Origin of the sequence: Xenorhabdus szentirmaii DSM 16338 (assembly GCF_002632585.1) — a bacterium.
In the GTDB taxonomy this organism is placed as follows: Bacteria; Pseudomonadota; Gammaproteobacteria; order Enterobacterales; family Enterobacteriaceae; genus Xenorhabdus; species Xenorhabdus szentirmaii.
On record NZ_NIBV01000008.1, the window covers coordinates 1 to 4,067 of the forward strand.

The following is a 4,067-nucleotide window of genomic DNA, read 5'->3' on the forward strand; positions in this document are numbered from 1 at the left end:
CGGGAATAGCTCAGTTGGTAGAGCACAACCTTGCCAAGGTTGGGGTCGCGAGTTCGAGTCTCGTTTCCCGCTCCAAATTCAGGACGGCAGATTCTTTGAAATCTGCAAGTCACAGGAAAAAGCGCCTCAGGGCGCTTTTTTCGTTTCCGATACCGCCATTCGTCATTGGAAAAGATGAAAATGCCGGGCATCAATGCTTGGCTGTTCAGCCCATGATCACATCGCTTTTTGCAATTCTTTCAGCAAGGTTTCTTTGCGTTCCATCATATTTTTTATCGCTTTTTGTTTCACATGACCAAAACCACGGACTTGGTCAGGTAGCTCCGCAAGTTGCTGACAAAGTGACACATTGTTGTTATTCAATTTTTGAATTAGGAAATCAATTAATTGTTCATATTCATAGAGCAGATTTCTTTCTTGCTTTCGTTCTTCCTGATAGCCAAAAATATCAAAAGCCGTGCCACGGAGTGATTTACATGCCGCGATGATACGAAGTAACGGAATGATCCATGTGCCATATTCCCGTTTTCCCCGTTGGCCTGTTCTGGGATCTTTGCGGTTGAAGAGGGGGAGGCTGAGATGAAAGCGGATGTCATCGGTATTATCAAACTGTGAGTGAAGTTGGTCCAAAAACGGGGTTTTAGTATAAAGACGGGCCACTTCATATTCATCTTTATAGGCCATCAGTTTGAATAAGTTTTCTATAATGGCTTTGATAAAACCTTTTGCATCAATATATTGAGTGGCTATTTGAGCTTGGGCGACACGATTGAGGTAACGCATCGCATATCTTTCATCCTGATAATCAGTCAGGAGTTGGTAACGATGCAAAATAAGGTCATCCAGGCTTTTGATATTTTTTTGTGGGTTATTGATATTCAGGCGGTCCTGCAAAAGTTCAGGATGCACTGCTGCAATGCGGCCTATATGAAAAGCCCGGCGGGCGTTATCTGCTGATTTTCCCAGTTCCAGAATGGCATGGTTGATGGACGTCAGAGTGATTGGCAACTGGCCGAGTTGCCAGGCATAACCTATTAAAATGATATTTGTCTGATTCCTGTCTCCGACCAGATCAGTTGCCATTATTTCTGCATCCAGCGTATTCAGGGTACGGGCATGTTGGCTAAGGGTATTCTGCATTTTAGCCTGATCCAAATCGAGCGCAGGGGATCTCAGCATGGGGCCGATTTGAGTTTCATGGGTATTCAGTATGCATTCAGTTAAACCTCTGGACATCACTTCCAGTGAATTTTGTCCGACTGCCGCCACCAGATCCGCAGCAATGACCAGATTAGCCTGCCCCCGATCAATTCTGGCCTGATGGAGTTGATTGATATCATGGCACAATCGAACATGAGTGATGGCTTCTCCTCCTTTTTGGGCAAAGCCCGTAAAATTAAGTAAGTTAACGGCACTGCCATCCAACTGAGCTGAATTGGCGATAAGATTCCCGGCGGTCACAATGCCTGTTCCTCCGATACCGACCAATAAAATGTCATAAGGCGTGGCGGCAAAGGTAATGGTTGGTTGTGGTAGTGGGTTTATCATTTCATTTAGATCCGTTTGTAGGATGACTTTGCTGAGATCAGGGCACGGGTTGGCATTTTCTATGGTGATAAAGCTGGGGCAGAACCCTTTCAGGCAGGATAAATCTGAATTACAAACGTGCTGGTCTATTTTTCGTTTAGTGCCTAAAAGCGTTTTTACGGGTATGACAGCAAGGCAATTTGATTGTATCTGGCAGTCCCCACATCCTTCACAAACCTGTTCGTTGATGACTGCGCGGCGTTTGGCGTGCGGAATCAGTCCCCGTTTTCTTTTACGGCGCAGTTCTGTGGCGCAGGCTTGCTCATAGATAATCACTGTGACCCCAACGACATCCCGTAAATGTTTTTGCACATCTTCAAGATAGTCCCGTTGATAAAAATTGACACTGTCAGGCAGGTTTTTCTGTTTTTTGTATTTATCAGGATCATCAGTGACGACTGCGACTTCTTTCACGCCTTCCGCAAGCATCAATAACACTATCTGGGGTATGGTGATGCTGCCATCCAATGGCTGGCCTCCTGTCATCGCAACGGCATCATTAAACAGTAATTTATAAGTAATGTGACTTCCCGCAGCAACGGATTGGCGGATGGCAAGGTGACCAGAATGAAAATAGGTGCCATCGCCAATATTCTGAAAAACATGGGAGCGATTAATGAAAGGAGAGTGCCCGACCCAGTCAACTCCCTCACCTCCCATGGGCAGCAAGCCGCTGCCTGTATTGCGATCCATCCAGGCCGCCATGACATGACAGCCGATGCCAATCTGGCTATGGCTCCCATCTGGTAAGCGGGTTGAAGTGCTATGGGGACAACCGGCACAGAAATAAGGTGTGCGCTTGGGCAACGTGGCATCATGTGAAGCGGGCGCCATTGACCATTCCGGTGGTACTGAGAGAAACAAATCGAATTGTTGCAACCATCCGGCAAGCGGTACAGCTACACGTGAAGGGCGTAATTCAATGTCTGTGGGCAACAGGGGGGCACACAGATGATTTTGCTTACCGATTAAACGCGCATGGCTACGTAATTTAACCAGTTTATGGGCAAGCAGCATCTCGACAATGGCGGCTTTCTCTTCAATAACAAATAAATCATTTACTTGTGCAGCAAGTTCATTCAGCAGCGGTGATAAGGGATAGACTAAGCGTACATGGAGTAGGGCAACGCCTTGCTGTGCCAGTTCGGCAGGAGTCAATCCTCCGGTTCGCAGTGCTTCCATAACATCCTGATGTGCTTTTCCGACCGTGACCAGCAAGGCTTTTGGATGGTTACAGGGGGCAAGAAGATAATCAATGGGGTTGAGTCTGGCGAATTCTTCAACGGCTTTGAGTTTATAGGCGAGACGTTTTTCAAGTTGAGGACCGGGAAGATCCGGCCAACGCCAATGTAACCCATCCGGGCCTGGGTCAACCTCCGGCATTTTATAATCAGGAAGTGGCTTGTTTTTTCTGACCGCGCCACTTTCTACGACTTCACTGATCGCTTTAAAGCCGATCCAGGCCCCACTTACGCGTGATGCCGCCCAGCCCCACAGACCGACATCAAGGTAATCCGCCACGGATGAGGGGTGCAGGACAGGCATGTTCCATGCAATCATCGCGAGATCGGATTGGTGGGACATTGAGGAGGAGACACAGCCATGATCATCTCCGGCGATCACCAGCACTCCGCCGTGTGGGGATGAGCCATAAGCATTGCCATGCCTGAGTGCATCACCTGAACGATCCACACCGGGGCCTTTGCCGTACCACATGCTAAAAACGCCGCTGACCTGTCTGTCTGGATCAGTGCCAACTTTCTGTGTACCTATTATGGCATTCGCTGCCATATCTTCATTAATTGCAGGTTGAAAACGGATATTAGCCTGCACTAATTCTTTATGGTGCTGCCACAATACTTGGTCTAAGCGAGCCAGAGGAGAGCCGCGATAGCCTGAAACGAACCCTGCTGTTCTGAGATTATTGATTTCATCGAGTCTTGCTTGTGTGAGTAGAAGGTCAGCCAGCGCCTCAGTGCCTGTAACGAATTTAGATTGGTAGTATCTATCCATTTTTTGACCCTTCTCTGAAGGAGTAATCGTCTGATTAGCGACCAAAATTGATGCTAATCTATTTCCACCCTGTAGTTACGGCAAGAATAAATCTTGTTATACGTTGCTCTATTGTTAATTTATTGTTTGATTTTTGTTTTTGATTATGGCATTGAGTACAGTCATTCAATATCAGCGTGACAGAATGAGGTTTTGGCCAGTCAAGTTGAGTATGTTTTGAACGTTCGACGCAAAAATAGTTGTAAATGGCTTGCCATATTATCTGAACGTGTTCATAATGGCTGCCGTTCCTGAAATGTAGATTAAGAAATTCTCTTGTTAGTCATAAGGTTAACGGATTATTAAACATCAGGGTTCAGGCATATCCGGTTGATATCAGCCGTCAATGACGCGGGAATAGCTCAGTTGGTAGAGCACAACCTTGCCAAGGTTGGGGTCGCGAGTTCGAGTCTCGTTTCCCGCTCCAA

The 4,067-nt window shown here is 46.8% G+C and carries 1 protein-coding gene and 1 tRNA gene; one reads left to right on the forward strand and one right to left on the reverse strand.

Annotated features, from left to right (window positions below):
* Positions 1-216: 216 nt before the first annotated feature.
* Complete coding sequence (locus Xsze_RS21240; RefSeq protein WP_038242324.1) at positions 217-3,600, reverse strand: indolepyruvate ferredoxin oxidoreductase family protein; 3,384 nt, start codon at positions 3,598-3,600, stop codon at positions 217-219.
* 390 nt (positions 3,601-3,990) lie between these two features.
* On the opposite strand from Xsze_RS21240, the gene Xsze_RS21245 reads away from it, so the two are divergent.
* Positions 3,991-4,066, forward strand: a tRNA-Gly gene (locus Xsze_RS21245).
* Position 4,067: the final 1 nt, after the last annotated feature.

What these genes read in the sequence shown, in the direction of transcription:
- Xsze_RS21240 (WP_038242324.1), bottom strand. Translation starts at nt 3,600, where the DNA reads ATGGATAGATACTACCAATCTAAATTCGTTACAGGCACTGAGGCGCTG.